We start from the raw sequence: 18186 nt of genomic DNA, 5'->3' as shown, positions 1-18186 counted from the left end.
TGGATATACCACGCCTTCGGTGCATATGCCGACCAATAATGATTGGGAGAGGACACTCGAGGCCATCGCACGAGCAGTTGCATGGTGTGACGGCAAGGGCCGGAGGGCCATGGCGATAAAAGACCAAGCCGGCCTGGATGCCGTATGGTCGTTCCTAGCCGATGACCTTCTTCCTTGCTTTGCGTTCAAGCTTGAATCCCGTATTCACTGGGAGTCAAGCTACTTCATTCCCGAGACCGTAATTCCGCAACTGTACCGGCGCGTTGCAAAGCTGGTGCTTGAATGTTTTCCGACGAAAGCAGCGGTTTTGCTCGACGCAATTGAGGGCAGTTTCGAAGTACAGCTTGGCATCTACAACGAAGGATTCCGGCGGGGGCTCCACGAGGTGCTGCGCCTCTTCATTGAGCGCCGTCCCGAAGGGGTAGTCGCGGACAAGGTCTTCTCACTCGTCTTGCGCTACAGGGATTACGTCGCAGCGAACGTTGAGAATAGGTTCGAACTGGTGCCAGAGCTTCTGCAAATTGTCCCGCTGTTCGCCATGCTGGACGCCCATGAGGAGGCTCTCCGAACCTATAAGTCGATGTTGTCGTTCTCGATGGGGCCGAGCTGGTACAAGGAAGACCAGTTATCCATGATGACCAGCACCTTGGAGGCGCTACCTGCTACGACGCCCGTCGATGCTTCGTCGCTAGCCCAAATCGCTGGCCTCTTGGAGAGAGCGACGGGCGAGATGACATTTCAAAGATTTATTCGCGCCGACAAGGGAAATTTCATCGGCCAGCTCTGCCATAGGTCGTTTTTCTCGGATGCAGTCCGATACTTCCAACATCAGACCTGTGGCACTCTCAGCGAGTTGTTCGCACAAGCAACGAGTGGCAACCTCGACCGCGTCTCAACCCTCGTTGGTATGCGGTTTCCAGGAGCAGCGTTGGAGGAGCAGGCTGCCCTGCTTCCGCTGTTGCGCCACAGTCGTGAACAGGCGAGCTGGCAGCTACGTTGGGCACTCCTCGAGGTGTATCAACATGGCGACGAACGGCACCTGACCGACTGGGGGCAAGAGTACGCTGCCATCATCTCGCAACTGGTTGATTGTCCTGACGACTTGGAGCGAGCAAAGGACCGGGTCCGCTCGATTGCAAATTCGTTGAATAATGAGCGCGCATGGCTACTATTGAGGAGTTTCGTTCTAAGTCTGCCGTCCAACCTTCAGCCGGACTTTGTGCGTCTCCGCGATGATGTGATGTCTAACCTGGACGCAAGCCAGATTGAACGGCTGACATCGAGTTTCGGTCTTAGCTATGAGCAAGATGAAGCGGATAAGACACCGACGCCTGAATCTGACACCAATGCGCCGACCGATGACGTGGCCGAAGCGGATGCCGAGGATGACCGCTTTTTCATGCCCGGTACCTTTGGAAAACGTTCGACAGTAAGAGACGCCCGTGCTCAAATTGATAGCGCACGTACACTGATAAACCGACGCAACTTCTCGGCGGCGACGCAAGAGTGCATACGGGCACTACAAACGTTACAGGCAGGAGGATGGTCGGTCTGGTCGAACAACCATTCCGGCAGCGACGCCGACCGGCTCATCGACGCTCAAGTCCAGAACGCAGATGAGCTCGCCAGACTGTATGGCCCCCTGGCTCTCGAAGAGCGCCATACGCAACGGTGGGCGGTTTCATCCCACCTCATATCGCTGGTCGGCAAAAAGATTGACGCAGCCCAGCAGACGGCACTCTTGGCGGTAGCCGTTGACCACGTCAGGCAAATCGTGGGTGACGCCTCCCCGGCGCCGTTCGCATACATCGGTAGCTCTGCGGCGGGCGGCGCATCTGAGGCACTGCTCGAACTCTTGCTTTGGACTTTAGACCATCCTGCTTGGGAACGCCGTGATAGCGGCGCGGCGATGGTGCTGTGGGTTGCCCGAATGGACGGAGACTGGCTCTCAAAACTCGCCCGTCTTGCTGTCTCGATGGACAGGCGAAATAGGGCAGATATTGCCTCCGCTACCTTGGACATCCTCTCCCGTGAAGACCCGGCGGGGTTGTGGCTGCGCATCGAGCCCTACATCGAGCTTGCACATGTTATCGAGGAGTGTCGGCATGTTAGCCGGTTCATAACGTTCGTGCGAATCGTTGAGCGCGCGAGCAAACGTGGTGTCGATTCGGCCGTGACGGCTTTTAGGACGCTGCAGGAGCGATTCCCCGAGGACTGCCCCGTCTCCACTCCTGCCCCCGATAAGAGGCCGCCTAATTTTGTCCCGCTGACGCTGCACAAGCTCTGGCGCGACTTGTCCCAACTCGGTCTTTTTACCGAAGGCAGCCTACGAACTTTCGCAGCTCAGATGGTTGATTCATGTCAGCCGTTGACGGTCGAATTGGCCTTTGAGTTGGAGTCGCTCGTCGCGAAGGGTGGGCGAGAAGACTCGAGTCTTCCAACCGGCCGTTGGGCTTCAATTGTTCGCTATGCGCTGAATACCGCACTCTTTCAGCCCATGCCCGCCAGCAAGCTCGGAAATGCTGAGGTCGTGCTCAGAGTTTATAACCCAGAAACGCTTCGGGAGCCCGAGAACGGACGAGACCTGCTGGCAAGCCTGGTCGCGTGCGTGGAAAGCGGCAGCGAACGAAATTACGTGCCATCGCATGGGAACTTGGTCTTCCTCGATTTTCAATGCCTCATGGAGATTGAGCACCGTACCACTGACGTAGAGCTTACATCGCATCTTGTGCCTCCCGGCCAGTCCCAGCCAGCACCGCCTACGCCGCCTAGCTTCAAGGCAACGGAGCTGCCACGGCCCGGCCCCGATGAACCCATCGCTACTTGTGGCAGAGCCTTGCCGACCATTGCGTACTTCGGTTCCGTTAGTCCAGCCATTCCAACACCCCGATTTCTGCAGCTTGTTCGCGCTCAGGCGTCGAAAACCGTCCGATACCATTGGAGAGATGGAGGTACTGTGACGAGCCCAGCGTCAAGTCGTCGACATGAGAACACGCTACTTGCGATTGAGCGGGATGCACTCGCATTGCCTGAAGGCTGGCAAATGCGGTGGATTCTACGAGTCAATGGTAAAGTCCGAGCAGTCCTTCACAAACTATAGAGAGTAATGACAGTATGTATACGTCTATGCAAACGCCCTCTACTAGAGCCGAGTTTGAAGAGCGGATGAACTATGCGCGGGAACAAGTGATAAACGGGAAAATGCATTTCGCTAAGGGACTCCGAGGCCCCGATAGTTTGCTCAGTGTGCGCTACCTTCCAAATGGTCGAATCGACCTTCTCAGTATCGACGAGCTGGCGCGCCTGACCGCAAACCAAACCTATCAGATGCGCAACATGGACTTTGGCGGTTCATTCTTGGATGACAAGGGACGGTAATCTCATCAGCCGTCGTTCGACCTCGCTTTGTAGCTGGTTCCAAACTGTCCTGCGCCCTGGTTGCGGCTTAGCAGCTCTATATCAGGGCTTCGGGCAGCAGTGACATCCATTGGTCAGGAAACGAAATCTAACCACCAGCAAATAGCGCGGCGACGTGTGTGCAAGCAGTAGTCCATTAAACACGTCTACGCGCAGACAGCTACGCAAATTTGGCCCTGTCGCCGGCAAAGGCGGATACACTGCGATGCCCAGCTCGCGTTCGGGCATACTTTCTTCGATTGCCACGATTGGACTAGATAAGAACGGCGGCCTGCGCTGCACGCGCGAACACGCCGGTATGATTACCGAACGCGCAGAGACCATATGCAACGTATGAAGACGCCGAATATCCGAACCTTCGACATGAAACTCGTCGATGACCTGTTCGAAATGAATGGCGGGTACCAACTACGACGGTTTGTGCCTTTTTGCGCGCTTGGCTAACGTGAAGGTATCGAATAGTTGAGATGTATTTCGACGTGACCGCGGTTGCTCTTTCAACCTGTTGAGAAGAATTCGCAACTGTTTTCGAAGTTTCTTGTTTTCTTTGCGCTCGTCGTCCAGCAACTGCTTTGTGTAATCGAGGTCCGTCTCACTCAGTCGATGAGAATCTGCAAGGTTTTCGTACAAGTTTTTCCATTCATTCGCCCGACTGGTAAGCTCTTTCCGAACACGGGTCTTACCTACTATTGCCCCCTGCTGAAGACTTTTCAGCCAAGTATCCAGGTCTCCTTTGAGCTGGCGATAGTTCTTTTTATGGAAAGTATTCGGATGAATTTCGCACCGCCGCGCCACCTCCGCTAACGAGACCGCCCCTCCGTTGTGTGGATACACTCCTTGATTGGCGGCCATCTCTTGTTGAATGGTGGTCATCATCTGCCGTACTTCTTCTGCTCGTTTTTCACTCCCTGCGCTGCCGCGAGCGAGTGCTGATTCTCGCATCTTGGCTCGAGAACCTTCCGAGTAAGTGCGTTTTCCTTTTGCATCAGACATGAGCTTCCTTGCCAGAATCCAGTGACATCAGGCTTTTGACGGTCGGATGCAAAAGCCACTTTTTATACAAATCTTTGAAGCGAACAACGTGACTGCGAATTTGGGCTGCCCAATGAGATGCTATGAGAGACTCCTCATCTCTCACAGCATCTTCGTAAGACGCGACACATTGCTCGATGGCACCATCGACATCGTCATGTAGAAAGCGTTGTTCGAGTCGATGCGCGCACTTACTTTGGCATTTAGATGGCTCGGGGTATCCCCTGTTTCGGTTACAGGGACCCGACTCACCCGGGAATTTGGTGCAAATAACCCCAGGGCGAACCATCTCCCACGCTTTGCCCTGAAGCGTTAGCAGCTCTCCGAGTTCTGTCGCACTTTCCGCGCCTAAATCCTCTCCGCGGCGATGCCGCTTTTCTCGTTGAATCTCGATGGTTTTATGTATGGCCTCCGCTGCGGGCCCTCCAAAACCACCTAAGTCGTCGGACCCAGCCAAATCAGCAGCGAGCATTGCTTCGACGACGTCCGTCGCAAGCATGACGCGTAACTCGCGGGTGACCTTTTCAATTTCGGCGCGAATCCCCTTGTCGGTGAGGATGTAGTGGAGCGTTGCATCAATCGTAGCGTGGCCGAATATCTCCATAAGCAATCTTGGCGCTTGCGTTAGAGCTAGAGCGACCAATCTTGCAAGGGTCTTCCTAAAGCGGTGAGCACGGATGCTTTGGCCTTCAGGTTCCAGGTCCATGTCCATCACACGAGCGAAGGATTTGAGCATCTTCGACGTGTACTTTAGCGCCGCACCAGCGTCGTTTGACCCGGCTGAAGAAATTTGCCCCCATAGATAAGAGCCGGATTCGTTACCCTTTTTCGTCGTTTTCCCCGGCTTAAGCGGCCCTAAATATTCTAAAAGCGCGATTAGTCGAGCTTGCTGCTCGATAGCTATCCGGGCTACCTCAGGCAATAACCAATCGCGATATTCTCCTTCATGCAATTCGACCAGCTTGTACGTCAGACCGTTAGCATAAGCATGGCCATCAATCGCATACTGGACACAAGACCTTTCGAGTCCCAAAATCTCAGAGCGCCTCGGCGCAAGACTTAGCAACGCCACAAACATGTGGGCGTTTTGAAGACACCCGAACAAGCCTGTGAGGTCCTGGAAGTTCTTGGGAGGCCATCGAAGTCCTTTGTCACTGACGTCATTCTTGGCGCCGAAGCCTTTCCTTGTCGGAAGCCGGAGAACGAAAGGAGGGGTTTCTATGATTCGACCATCCCGGTCGCGCCATTCAAAATTTCTAAGGAACGCTCTGACGAATCTACTTCGTTCTTTACCAACGGTTGCCGGACCGATACCCACCCTGGCTGCGTTTCTCCACTCGGGGCCTATCAACTCACATATTGAAAGGAGGTTTGGCCCCAGGTCGAGCGTAAGCCAGAGTGCGTTTGCACCCATTTGCGCGACGTACTCGTCCGGCAAAGGAAGATGCGGGTCGCGGGGAGTAGGTCGCGGGTTCTCCTTCTTTGCGCCGGCGATAGCCTTCGCGCGAGATTTTTCCTCAAATTTCGGAACGTCGTCCCAGTACCCCATGGCAGCTAACATTGCCATGCGATACCACTCCTTCATAATGCCCTTAACCGCGCCAGACGTGAGGTTAGCGAGGTCGTCACGGGTAAGACGGGAGAGTATCTTGGATGATGGGGAGACCAGATCAGGAGCAATGCTGCCGTTGAGGTTGATTATTTTGCGATAGTGCTTGGCGACCGCAAGCGAGATGATATGCGTGACGTAGGAGTATGCGATTGACTTGACGGTGGACGGACCGAGTGCGCGGTACCCATCGCGCCCTTTGCCAGATGGACCCATTCGAAGCAGTGTCAAATAGCGGGTTGCGACAAGAGCTCCGTAGTCAAGCAGGGAGTCCATCAACCCGTCAGGACGAATGCGAAGGGGCACTGGCAAGAAGTTCCAGATGCGGTCGCGAAGGTCAACGTGATTTTTCGACGAACCAGGTGCGAGCCACTCAGCTGGTGTCTCCCAGAGCCCGAAATGCCGACCATGTTGCAAGATGGACTGAACTGAAACGACGTCCTCGCGTTTCAGCTTCCATAGTGTCTCTACCGAGAACGCCAACCGCGCACGATTACTGGATTCCTCGATTTCTGGGTGTGAATTTTCGGTAGACGTTTTTCTTGGAGGCCTAAGCTTGAGCGCGTCTGCTTGAGTTTTGGTCATAGTCACTCCTCGGCCCCGTCGAACTCCACCACACGATGCGAACCTTCCGCAATTTTACGTTCCCAATCGCGGACGGTCTCGTTTGCAAGCCATGGGTCAAAACCGAGGAGTGCAAGCTCGATGTTCTCCATTTCTTCACCGAACGATGATTGGCTGAATGAGATGACGCTCATGTTGGCGCGTAGATAGCGGAGTTCTGCTAGGCGCTTGCATAATCCCTGCAGGCTATCCGGAAAGAGGACCGCTTTTTCAAGACATAGCATGCAGCGATGCACCGAGCACATTTTCTTCCCATCGGCGACGAAGTTTGGAGCGATATGCTTGGGTGGATTATGAGGGTCCTTGCATCCAGTGCCTATTCGACTTCGCAGTAGCTTGCGATACAGCGCGAGTCGCTCTTCGTTCTGCGGGCTGACCGCGCCATGGCGCGACCACGCTGCTAACACGGTAGGGTCGACTCTTCTATTGACTCTGATGTCGTGCCATAGGCTGTTACTGAAAGTCGAATATAAGACCCGATGCTCTTCACGAAGTAGAGTATTGTTGAGGTAGTCTTGTGTCGAACTCAGCCTGCTATGGTTGAGTGCTTTCATTACGGCCAGAATGGAGCCTCCGCTGGCGTGATAGACGCGCGCAGCATAAGCGTCACGAAAGTCCGTTGCCTTGAACACTTCTACTTGTCTGTCTGGTGCTTGATGTTGATTGACTTCTGCGATGAATTTCTCGAGAAAATCGTGTCTTGCGTACGAAACATCGGCCAGTGAGGTGATGCCATCTTCATTTCCAGACCCGGTAAAGTAGAGCCAAGGAGAACGGATGCTTTTTTTCAGGGTATCTATACGTTTTTCAAGCGCAATTCGGCTTTCCTTGGTCGGTTCATGAGCATGCTGTTGTTCCAGTAAAAGCTCGTCTAATGTGCTTTTCAGCTTCTTTCGCAGAGGAGCCGTTTGGGCAATTAAGCGGCGGAGAATGAATCCCGGACCGAAGCGGGTTTTGATGAGCCCTTCGTAGACTTGCTCTTTCCCTCGTGCTCTATCTTTCCGCGCACGAAGTATGTAACGCGAAGGGTCTTTCGGATGCGGCTCGACGAATTCGTCGTCTACGTCAAGGTCGATGAGCGTGGCCGGATTCCAACCGGTGATTGCCAGGCACAGGTGAAATGCAACGCGGATGTCCTGAGAATCCGGGTATCGACTTCGGAGCATTTCGCCTTGCTTGAATTCGTCGTAAAAATCGTCTTTCGAATTTTTACCGAACAAGGCTTCGACGGTCGGGCGCGCATCGCCAGTCCGCTTAATCGTCGTCTCGAGGCGTCGGTAAGATTTGAGCAGGCGACTCTGTTCCGCATACATCGCAGCGTCGTCCATTTTGCTTACCAACGGCTTCCGCTTCACTAAAAGCGCTTCGGCCGTGTCCCACCTGTCCACAGTTGCGAGCCAAGCATGCTTGAGTTTATGGCGCACCAAGTCGGTCTGCCATTGAGGCGGCAGATGGCGTGTGGGCGTACGCGGTCGAGGACGCTGCCAGTAGAGCGGTTTGAGTCCAAGCGCTGCGCGGGTTTTGTTGACTACAATCAGGAAGTTGCCGAAGATGAGCCTGTCCATACCTTGGTCATATGCTCTTTGCCGATGAAGCTCAGTGAGTTGAGAAACGGAGGTGAGCTTTGGCAGGTCGGGAGCCTTCCCTTCTACAGCATCAAACAGGCGCCACCACGCGCGTATCGCGTTCAGATGTTGGTCTACAGATTTCGCGGCTAGGGGCGACAAATGGTCGACTATGGCTGGCGCTAACTCTTCAATCAAACCTGGCCTGCCGGTATACGAGCCAACCCCTGAGCCGTTTTTCGAAAATTTGCCAATCTCGAAGCTGGTCAAATCGACGAAGCAAGGTTTGTCGGGGTGTGCGGTCCAAAATTGAAGGGCGTTCCTTTCAGTAGGAACAACGATGTCCGCGTTCGCAACATTACGATTGCTGCCCTTTTTTTTGCGGTCTTTCGTATTCGTGTTAGCGCGGATGCTCATCGTCTTCTTCGGTTTCGATGCAGACTCTTAAAAGTCCGTGTCTTCTTCAAGATTTACGGAATGCCCAACCATTTGAACAATCCAGTTGATATAGGTCTCGGTTGTGGAGGTACTGCTGTGTCGGAGCTGTGGTTGAATTTGCAGTTTCAATATGCTCTGTGCAGTTGCCGTTAGTAGGACCACCGGCGTTTCATTGCTCACCGGACTGAAGTTCTTGTTGATTTCTCGCCAGAGCACCACGCACGCCCACCAATGCCGACCTTTATGCGGGGACCAACCACGGCACGGCAGTTCGACTGAAACCCACAGGTCGTAGAACTGCTTCCCCGAGAAACGCTCGCCGTCGGCTTCGTGAAGGAAAAGATGGACCGCGTCAGCTGCACGTTTCCGGCGTGCTTCGGCACCTTTGACCCCGGCCATCCAATTCTTAAAGGCTTTTAGACGGTGACCGTTGCGGTACTCATGCCACTTTTTGGCCAAACCAAGAGGTATGAGGATGGGGTCTTCAGGCCCGATTTTGTCGCCGTGGTCCCTTCCATAGCTTGGCCCTTTCGTTCCAAACTTAATCAAAATTCGCACGAGCTGCGCACTCTCCGGCGCGTCTGGATTCGTTATGTGCCAGTCCGCGGGATTCTCGGGCAATGTGTCGACGCGTAGGCAGACGACCTCCTCCCTCCGCATGGCCGTTCGAACGACGGTCTCACACATCAAATATGAGATAGGTCCCGAGATGTCGTGGATTCTCTGAAGCCACTCGCGAACTGCCGCGCTACTGGGCATATTTAAAGCGGTCACCGGGGTTCGGACTCGGCCTCTTCTTGCCCGGCTACTTCGTTTCTGCGTGCGAGCGGTTGATGGCTCTGCTTCGAAAGGCAGGGATGACGATTCGTAAGGCACTTCAAATGACTTCCGAAATCCTCGACTTACCATCCAGTTCAAAAAATCACAGGCTTGTTGGACGCGCGCGTTAACTGTTGATGCCTTCTTCGGAGCCCCGTCTTTGGACCACTCTCCATTGAGCATTTCGCTTTGATATTTCCCAGCTACGTCGGTTGCATAACCACAGGTGTCGAGCGCAACGTTTCGCCGCTCCGCCCATTCGAGAAAGTTTGCAAGCCATTCCGCATAGTCAAACATAGTTTGGTCAGTAGGAATGCGGTTCGAGCGGCTGCCTGTTGGCTTCCATAGGTTGAGCCCTCTGTCTACTAGGTAAGCGTTCCCAAGCCGGTGGTAGCCAGGGCGGCTGTCGAAGATGCAAGGGAGGTGCGCGAGAGCAGGGAAGCGCCGAGCAAACTCGCCGTCCGGAGGGGAACCAAACACTCTGAAACTACGTTGCATGGTTAAAAATTTAGAGTCTCCATAAGCTCTAAGCTACCACACCAGAGCCGAAATTTTACGTTGCGGCTAGTAAAAAGAAGATTTGAATATAACCAGAAACAGCACACCCAGATGCGCCAAGGTGATTTCGCCGGGTTGCGGCGGATTGCGCCCGCCGACCAGCGCCGGTGCGCTCGACGAATGATGCGGCGCGCGAAACGGCCGTTGCCGCCATTGCGACGGCGTAAAGCCGGCCCGGCTGGCGGACAGCAAGGCGGCCGAGCTGAGCGCTTCGTCATCGGTCATGGGTGGGAGGAGGCCAGGCAGGCGGGCGGCGAGCATCGATTTGCCCGCGCCAGGCGGCCCGATCAGCAAGGATGTGAGGCCAAATAAACCCAGTTGGCCAATTAAGCCCAGCCGGGCGGCTATGACATATGGCCTTGTGATAGATTAGCCCTCCCTGTTTCCACTATCCATGCCGTGCCTCCTACCCCAACCCCGAAGGCTTACTCGTACATCCGCTTTTCTACGCCTGAGCAGCAGAAGGGCGATTCATCTCGCAGGCAGACAGAACTTTCACAGAAATATGCCGAGGCTCATGGGCTGACGCTTGATGAAAGCCTGACGTACCGCGATCTCGGCGTGTCAGCTTTCGACAAGTCGAACATCAGAAACGGCGAACTCGGTGCTTTTCTCCGTGCCATCGATTCGGGTGCTGTCGAGCCGGGATCGTATCTGCTTGTAGAGTCGCTCGACCGGCTCTCGCGAGCGAGAGTCACCGATGCGCTCGAAGTCTTCATGTCGATCATCAATCGTGGAATTCGACTGGTGACATTGGCGGACGGCAGGGAGTACAGCAAGGAAAAGATCAACGAGCAATTCACCGAACTGATCATTTCGATTGTTGTCATGTCCCGCGCCCATGAAGAATCGCTAACAAAAAGTCGGCGTTTGAAAGAGGCATGGAAGGCGAAGCGTGGCAGAATCGGTGACACGAAACTGACCGAAATGGCTCCAAGGTGGCTGAAACTAAATGAGGATAGGACAGCCTACTCGCTCGTACCGGATCGCGTGGAGCTTGTTCAGCGCATGTTCGAGTGGTCGAGAGACGGGATCGGTTCGGAAACCATCGCGCGGCGACTGAACCAGCAAGAGATTCCCACGCTCGGGACACGTTCAGCAAACCAGTGGCACGCGTCGTACATCAAAAAGATCCTCGATAACCGGGCAGTCCTTGGCGAATTTCAGCCGCATACGCTCGTCAATGGCAAGCGTATTCCCGAGGGCGATCCGGCTCCCGACTACTTTCCGCGAATCGTCTCGGACGAAGACTTCGTTCTTGCGAAGACGGCTCGGCAATCGCGCCGAACGAATAGCGCCGGTCGGAAAGGGCAGACCTTGTCGAATCTGTTCTCTGGCATCCTCCGCTGCGGTTACTGCAACGGATCAATGGTGTATGTGAACAAAGGGCACAGCGGGCCACGTGCAAAGTTGTTGGTCTGCGCGCGAGCGAAAGCGGGAAACGGTTGCCACTATGTGCCGTGGGAATATCCTCAATTCGAACGTAGTGTTCTCACGTACTGCAAGGGGCTGGATTTCGATGCATTCCTCCAGACCCGCGATACAGTCAAGTCGGAACTCGCTGCACTGAGCGCGCGCATCGCGGTGCTCGAATCGTCAATGACTGACAACGAGCAGAAGCAGGCGAACATTCTCGAAGCCATTGAATCTGGCGGCTCAAAATTCCCGCAGTTGCAGGCGCGTATGGACCAATTGGAACAGGACCGTATGCAGCTCGGTGCCGAACTGGAAGAGACGCGACAGAAATATGATCTCCGCGCGAATGCGACGGTTGACGTAACGGCGGTTCGCGCATCGATTGACGAGTTGCTACAGCGGATCAGCGAACTGGAAGGTGACGAGCTATACGATGTGCGAGCGCGGTTGAGCCAGCATATCAAGCGGCTCATCGTTCGAATCGCCATGTATCCTGGCGGATATATCGACAAGCCGTATCTCATCGATAAGTTCCGGGCGCGCATGATCGCCAACGGTGCCAGTGAGGATGAAGCGAACACGCACATTGCGGCGAACTTGCGTCTGACGCCAAAGGTCAGCGAGCGATTTTTCACGATGATCTCGCGAAGCGATGCCGTCCGGATGATTCGGCCTGACCTCGAAAATCCGGAGGTAGTGCATCTCCAGTCCGTTGAAAGCGGGCAAGGTCTGGCCGCTCCTGCTGAGCCCGTCGGCGCGATTGTCGCGATGGTGGAGAAGCTGACGGAGTTTGCACAGAAATCGCAGGGAAAGGCCTAAGACCGCGCTTGACCTGCCGGTGTCAACACGCGCCCTCTAGGTATTAACTGTTGTTTGCAGTGTGTTATCGCCGCCACGTCCAGAGCCGCAAAATTCCGCGCCCATACCCTGTAGGCTCGATAGAATTTTCCTACAGTTTCACTACAAGGGAGAGTTACATGGCAACGAAACCTGTGCGTGACGGGATGGGCCGCATCATCGGCTTCGAAGAAAAGACCAGCAACGGAAGCACTGTCGCATACGATTCGCAACGTCGGCGGCTCAGATTCTACAGTTCGCCTTCGAAGAACACGTACGAATCGGATGGGCGTCGGGTTAGACCGGGCGATCAGACGGGCCGTTTGTTCGGACGGCCTGAACGAAAGAAATAACGCGTCGCAGATTGATTCCCTTTGGCGGTTCGATACGCTGCGCCGACAGCCGGGTGAACAATCGTCGATTCGTCGCTGTTCGGCCACAAGCGGCCGTTCGACATCGCCGGTGCAATCGTTGACAATATTGCGAACGCGTAGATTATGACGTGCCGCAAGTAGGTGTTTTCGTCGATCTAAACTTAAAAAAATGAGTTCGAAAGCCGATCATCGAATCTATTTTCGACAAAGTTGTACGTCGTCGAATCAGGGTCAGGGCGAAGGTTCTCCCTATTGAAGTCGTCGATTTTCTGAAATATAACCACAATCTTTTTAGTGCATATCATCCCACTCGGCGAGTTGGCACGATCGATTTCATTTCTAGCTGGCGTTTATATCTGATACGCTGGCGCCATCTGAACATCCCCGAAATTACGCCCACCTTCATTTCATATTAATTATTCTCTCGTCTGAATGTTATGGTTACCCACATACGTGGGCAACAGCGGCGCTCCATTTGAAGGTCACCGTTAAGGTTAGCGAGTTATTCTACTTTTACGGAGGTCATTTGAAACAGACTGGAGCGGCCCTACTGAATCACATGTCGCACTCTCCCACTTAAAACAACGGGTATCGGCCCTACGCAATCCCTAGTCTGGCCTCAGAAAATAGTCTGACCATGTTTCCGGGATTCCGTAGTCACGATGCTTGAACGCTCGCGAGCACCGCACCCTGGATTTTGCAAAACCGATTATTTTCTCAGCAGAGACCGCCCATATGCGTATCGTAGTCGAAGCAATAACATATTCCGTGGTCACAGGATATTTCTGTCCCTCTGAATACTATTGGTCTCACCATAGGCTCCGCGCCGCGCGATCTATGGCTCTCGGGTATAAGCATGACCTCATGATCCTTGCTCAAAGTGGCACCCAACGTTCTTGCGACTATCTGTGCCAATTCCTCAAGCGCCTTATTTGCCTCAACGTAGAGACGCTTTGCCGTCTCTGAATCTTGGTCGGACAACTTGGCGCTTCGTTCGTTCGATTCAGCATTCATGATGTTCTCCATTATGGGAGCGTCCCGGTGAACCCTCCAAAGAAGACGCTGTTAGCTTAACAAATGCTTGCGGTGTCTCCATTAACAATGGCCACGTGCATCATCGCCATTTTCCGGATTATTTAAGTTTTTCCAATCAATCAGTTTTCATACCTTTTTCTCATTGAGTGACCCGGCGCGCATAGTCGCTTGTCTTGGCTGAAAACTACTCCGCTTTATGTTCGTTCATTTCGTATTGATTGTTGTCTAACTCGACGGTTATGGCTACCCTCATACGTAGGCGATAACGCTGCTACATTTGTGGGTGCCCGTAGGAGTTGGCGACCTGCTGCGCTGCCGAACGACCTCTCTGTAGATAGCCGAATGTCTCATGTGGGTCGCGTGCTGCCGATCGCGACTTTGCGAGGTTCGGGCGGTGCATGAGGTTTGGATGAGTCAGTGACCGGCCACCTACGGTCGTTGGCCCGCGCTCTCGCACGACATTCGAACGTCGGCTTCGCCCAGCTAACAGACCTTCGCGTGCCGATTCTGTCCGGCACGTCGTCGGCCATTGACGAGTGAGCGTAAACTCAATCATCGCGGAGCATTCGCGAAAGAAATTCGCGGTGTCGCGCGTGGCCTTCTTGCCTGACGCGAATCACTCCAATGGGAGCGCTTTACCCATTTGTGCGCGGTGCGCTAAGGCAGAGAATGGGCTGAGACAATTCAGCGATGCTGCACCGTTCCGCGGACGGCATTGCATACCAAACCGAAAGGCCGGCTCTATTACGCTCGCGAACGTGCAACGATCCCAAAACCACCTGCTATCATCCGTGGTAATAACTTTCGCTTATCAAGCTGACCTTCAAGGGGCGGCGGGCAAAGCGGCTTGCAGGGACCGATGCACGATGATGGGATAGGGCATGGATCGTCGACGACTAGAGTGCTTCCTTGCACTCGCGGAAGAATTGCACTTTCATCGCGCTGCCGCGCGCTGCCACATGACCCAACCGGCATTGAGCCAGCAGTTGCGCATGCTCGAGGCGTACCTGCAAGTGCAACTGGTGTACCGCAACAAGCGACAAGTTTCTCTTACCCGCTCGGGAGAAGTATTTCTCCTACAGACTCGCAAGCTGCTGCGCGACATGGATCAAGCGATGGAGCTCACGCGTCGCACCGATAAGGGCGAGATCGGTCAGTTGGCGATCGGCCTGACCGCGACGGCGCTGTACATCGTATTTCCCGAGATTCTGCGAATCTTCGCGCAGCGCCTGCCCGAAGTCGGCGTCATCGTCCACGAGATGACCACCGCCGAACAGGAAGATGCACTTCGGGCGGGTACCATCCAGCTTGGCATCGGTCACCCGCCGTTGGACGATCCGTCTCTGGCGTGCCGCACCATCGCTACCACAGCCTTCAATATCGTGCTTTCAGAGAGTAATCCGCTGGCCAAACGCAAGACTCTGACGTTGCGCGACCTGGCTGGCGAGCAGTTCATCATTTTTCCCCGCAAGGTCGGGCCGCAGCTCTACGACCGCATCATTAGCCTGTGCCAGGAAGCCGGCTTCAGTCCTAAGGTGATCCTCGAAGCGTCGCCGGCACAATCGATCATCGCGTTGGCCGCCGCCAACTTGGGGATCGGTTTTATCGCCTCAGAATTTCAGCGACTGGTGCGCCCCGGCGCGACCTACCGTAAGCTGGAAGGTCCGACACCTTACCTGTCGCTGGGCGTGGCTCATCATGCCGATGACACCTCGCCCGCCGTACAGGTGTTCCTCGACGCAGCCGCAGCGGTAGGAAAGACCGTGCGATAGACGCTAGGGACAAACCCGCAAGCGCTTGCAGCACGCACGGCCTCGAATTCAACGCAGGCGGCTCCGCATACAGCACCAGCGCAGTTCGCGCAGTTCCCGGGAAGCCCTTGCAGATAAGCCTCTCGCGCACATCTACGTACCGTCGCCCGGTGTTTTCGCATCCTCCGATTTGCGAGCCAGTGATAAGAAAGAGTTTTCAATCAAGATAAAAGAAATATTGGCGCTTCTTACCGGATCAAATGTAACGTTGCCATCGGGAGCCACATCCAACAGCTCATGGAGACACCGATGGAGCAATATCAAAGCAGGCCCGCCGACGATGGGTCGGCACTTAAGATCGTTGGGGTTCGCACAATGGTCGTCAACGCGGAGATGCGCAATTGGATCTTCGTCAAGGTGCTCACCAATCAGGACGGCTTGTACGGGTGGGGCGAGGCAAGCTTGAACTGGAAGACTCGCGCTGTGACCGGTGCCGTTCAAGATTTCGAGCCGCTTCTGCTAGGCCTCGACCCGCGCGACATCGAGCATTGCGTGCGCACTATGAACAAGCATAGCTACTACAAGCTCGGCATTATCGGCGCTACCGCCATTAGCGGCATCGAGCATGCGCTGTGGGACATTTTTGCCAAGAGCATGAACGTGCCCGTCTGGCGTCTGCTGGGCGGCAAGGTGCGCGACAAGGTGCGGCTGTACACACATCTGGGCTTGGGCGATATGAAGGCGGTGTACGAAACCTTCGACCACGGCAAACTGCGCGACAGCGCACTGCAGGTCGTGGAAAAAGGCTACACCGCGCTGAAGGTCGTGTTCATTCCATACGGGAACCACGTCGCCTCGATTCCTGCCCGCAAACATGTCGGCCGCTTGATGAACACCCTGCGCTCAGCCGTGGGCGACAACGTCGACATCATGATCGACTTCCATGGCCGGCCCGCGTCGATCGCCGCGGCCATGAGCTTCATCGAGGAACTTGCACCGTACCGGCCGATGTTCTGCGAGGAACCGGTACTGCCAGGCGACACCGAGGCGCTGCGCCAGATTGCCGCGCGTGCGCAATGCCCGATCGCCTCGGGCGAGCGGCTGGTCGGGCTCAATGAGTTCATGCCAGTACTGACCTCCAAGGCAGTGCATGTCGCCCAACCCGACTTGAACCATACCGGCGGCTTGCTTGAAGGCAAGCGTATCGCGGCGGTGGCCGAAGCCGAACTGATTGGCATCGCGCCGCACAACCCGAACGGACCGATCGCTGGCGCTGCGGCGTTGCATTACGACGTATCGACGCCGAACTTCCTGATCCAAGAAGAGATGAGTGGTGCCGTGCCCTGGTACGACGACGTGGTCCAAAGCCCGATGCGGCGCGTCGGCAGTTACTGGGAAGTGCCGTACGGTCCGGGCTTGGGGGTTGAAATCAATGAACGGGAAGCTGCCAAGCACCCCTTCAAGGAAGAGGTGATGCATACCCGCGGTGCAGTGCTGGAGGACGGCACGGTGGTCGACTGGTAGGCACAGGCTAGCTTCAGTGCAGCTCGGAATCGGAGACATTACGTGACAGGAAGCGATATGAGAAATTTTGCGTGCCCAGGAGACATCTATAACGCTACGCCGCCACGCGTCGTATTCGGCGTTGGCGCGCTGGAGGGCATTGCTGCGGAGGTCGAGCGCCTGGGCGCGCGCCGTGCGGTGCTGGTAACCACGCCGGGACGCAGCGCGCTGGGCGACCGGGTCGGCGGACTGATTGGCGAACGCTGCGTCGGGCTATTGGCGCAAGCGGTGTCGCAGGTGCCCATCGAGCTCGCGCGTACCGCACGCGAAGAAGTGAAGGCGCGCGGTGCGGACTGCATCGTCAGCATAGGTGGCGGGGCTGCGATCGGGTTGGGCAAGGCGATTTCGCTGGAACTGGGCCTGCCTATCGTGGCGGTACCCACTACTTACTCCGGTTCCGAGGTGACGGGGTTTTGCGGCATCACCATCGATGGCGTGAAGCGCATGCACACCAGCCTGAAGATGCTGGCTAGCACCATCGTGTACGACCCGTCCCTGAGTGTGAGCCTGCCGTTGGATGTGAGTGCAGCAAGCGCACTCAACGGGCTGGCCCATTGCGTCGACGCGGTGTACGTGCCTACTGTCAGCCCGATGGTGCGACTCGCCGCGGCTGAAGGGGCACGCGTGATTGCGGCTGCCGCGCCGCGGGTCATGGCGCAGCCCGACGACCTCAAGGCCCGCACCGAAATGCTCTATGGCGCATACCTCGGTGGGGTCGCCCTGACCGGAGGTTTTGCGCTACAACACGGCTTGGCGCACGTGCTCGGCGGCAGCTTCGGCGTGCCGCACGGAACCTCCCACGCGCTGGTGCTGCCATATGTGGCGGCGTATAACAGCCGTTACGCGAACGGCCACCTTGGACCGGTCGCCGCAGCTATGGGCACCGACGACTTGGGTGGCGCGATTTATGATCTTGCCGGCAAGCTCGGCGTAGAGATGGGCCTGGGCCGTGCCGGCCTGAAGCAGGATCAACTGGATGAGGCCGCGCAAATTACTGTCGATACCGACGACGGCATGAACCCCGGACCGGTCACGCTGGCTGCCGTGCGTGGGATTCTCGACGCGGCATGGGCCGGGGCGCGGCCAGTGTAAGGTGACGTCTGCCTCGCGTACGGCCGGTGTCTTGTGTGGTCCGTGCCGCCCGGACG

The 18186-nt window shown here is 55.7% G+C and carries 9 protein-coding genes and 2 pseudogenes; 6 read left to right on the top strand and 5 right to left on the bottom strand.

The window, feature by feature from the left end; all coding sequences use genetic code 11:
- Positions 1-16 precede the first annotated feature (16 nt).
- Together avs1b and avs1c are read left to right on the top strand one after the other, a co-directional pair.
- Positions 17-3100 (top strand): annotated as a pseudogene (gene avs1b / locus P0D84_RS18690) (AVAST type 1 anti-phage system protease Avs1b); the annotation flags it as partial.
- A 26-nt stretch (positions 3101-3126) separates the two neighbouring features.
- Positions 3127-3378 carry an AVAST type 1 anti-phage system protein Avs1c gene (gene avs1c, locus P0D84_RS18685; protein WP_207909690.1) on the top strand — a complete coding sequence of 84 codons (252 nt, stop codon included), beginning with the start codon at positions 3127-3129 and terminating at the stop codon, positions 3376-3378.
- Positions 3379-3825: 447 nt separating this feature from the next.
- Here avs1c and P0D84_RS18680 read toward each other — a convergent pair whose 3' ends face one another.
- The 5 genes and pseudogenes from P0D84_RS18680 to P0D84_RS18660 all read right to left on the bottom strand — a co-directional run.
- A complete protein-coding gene (locus tag P0D84_RS18680; RefSeq protein ID WP_408338753.1) occupies positions 3826-4410 on the bottom strand; it encodes a hypothetical protein in 585 nt (194 codons plus the stop codon).
- Positions 4403-6643, bottom strand: a complete 2241-nt coding sequence (locus P0D84_RS18675; protein WP_408338751.1) for a hypothetical protein — start codon at positions 6641-6643, stop codon at positions 4403-4405. Before P0D84_RS18675 ends, P0D84_RS18680 begins: the two co-directional genes overlap by 8 nt.
- A gap of 2 nt (positions 6644-6645) precedes the next feature.
- Positions 6646-8664 (bottom strand): hypothetical protein, encoded by a 2019-nt coding sequence (locus tag P0D84_RS18670; RefSeq protein ID WP_408338749.1) that lies wholly within the window; start codon positions 8662-8664, stop codon positions 6646-6648.
- A gap of 27 nt (positions 8665-8691) precedes the next feature.
- A complete protein-coding gene (locus P0D84_RS18665) occupies positions 8692-9801 on the bottom strand; it encodes a site-specific integrase (protein WP_408338747.1) in 1110 nt (369 codons plus the stop codon).
- A 294-nt stretch (positions 9802-10095) separates the two neighbouring features.
- Positions 10096-10356, bottom strand: a pseudogene (locus tag P0D84_RS18660) (ATP-binding protein); the annotation flags it as partial.
- Between the two features lie 105 nt (positions 10357-10461).
- On the opposite strand from P0D84_RS18660, the gene P0D84_RS18655 reads away from it, so the two are divergent.
- The 4 genes from P0D84_RS18655 to P0D84_RS18640 all read left to right on the top strand — a co-directional run bounded on the left by P0D84_RS18655 (position 10462) and on the right by P0D84_RS18640 (position 18130).
- Positions 10462-12297 carry a recombinase family protein gene (locus tag P0D84_RS18655; RefSeq protein WP_408338745.1) on the top strand — a complete coding sequence of 612 codons (1836 nt, stop codon included), beginning with the start codon at positions 10462-10464 and terminating at the stop codon, positions 12295-12297.
- Positions 12298-14605: 2308 nt separating this feature from the next.
- Complete coding sequence (locus P0D84_RS18650) at positions 14606-15496, top strand: LysR family transcriptional regulator (RefSeq protein WP_408338743.1); 891 nt, start codon at positions 14606-14608, stop codon at positions 15494-15496.
- Positions 15497-15784: 288 nt separating this feature from the next.
- A complete protein-coding gene (locus tag P0D84_RS18645; protein WP_408338741.1) occupies positions 15785-16999 on the top strand; it encodes an enolase C-terminal domain-like protein in 1215 nt (404 codons plus the stop codon).
- A 57-nt stretch (positions 17000-17056) separates the two neighbouring features.
- Entirely contained in the window at positions 17057-18130 is a 1074-nt protein-coding gene (locus P0D84_RS18640) for a maleylacetate reductase (RefSeq protein WP_408338739.1), read from the top strand.
- Positions 18131-18186: the final 56 nt, after the last annotated feature.

It is taken from the genome of Paraburkholderia sp. RL17-337-BIB-A (assembly GCF_046025895.1).
Taxonomy (GTDB): domain Bacteria; phylum Pseudomonadota; class Gammaproteobacteria; order Burkholderiales; family Burkholderiaceae; genus Paraburkholderia; species Paraburkholderia fungorum_C.
This window is presented reverse-complemented; position numbering and strand designations above follow the sequence as displayed.